The sequence below is a fragment of the Mycobacterium sp. ABE4_509 genome, from assembly GCF_056160785.1.
In genome coordinates, this window is sequence record NZ_JBSWXU010000340.1 from 1 (window position 1) to 534 (window position 534).

Genomic DNA, 534 nt, shown 5'->3' on the forward strand with positions numbered 1-534 from the left:
GCCCCCGCCCAGCGCGAGAGCCAGCATCCCCGCTGCGAGCGCACCGGCCATCAGCGCGGCCAGCACCCGGTCCACCGCTGCACCGACGGCCAGCACCGGGGCTACGCCGGCAGCGGTCAACAGCGCCATCCCGACCGGCCTGGCGGTGCCCGGCATCAGGATCAGCCCGGCGGCGATCGCGATCAGCGCCGCGATGGCGCAGGCGCCGGCCAGCCACAGATCGTCACGGTCGTTGATGAGCCTTGCCCCCAGCGCGACCCACAGCGGCAGGACCGCGACCGCGATGCGCGCCGCATGCAGCCAGATCCAGTCCCGGCCCAGCTGCACCGGCAGCGACGCGGCCGACAGCGCCAGCATGAATCCGACCAGCAGCAGCGTGATCCCGTCGGTCACCGCGGGCGCCAACACGATCATCGGCACCAGCACCAGCAGACCCAGCTGCTGGGTGTCCCAGCGCCGGGCCAGTGCCAGCCCCGCGGCGGCGACCGCCGCAGCCAGCGCCAGCCCGACCGACGGGGCCACCCAGCCGTAGAC

The 534-nt window shown here is 74.7% G+C and carries 1 pseudogene; it reads right to left on the minus strand.

Annotation, left to right across the window (positions count from 1 at the left end):
• Positions 1-534 (minus strand): annotated as a pseudogene (locus ACXAID_RS28380) (DUF2339 domain-containing protein); the annotation flags it as partial.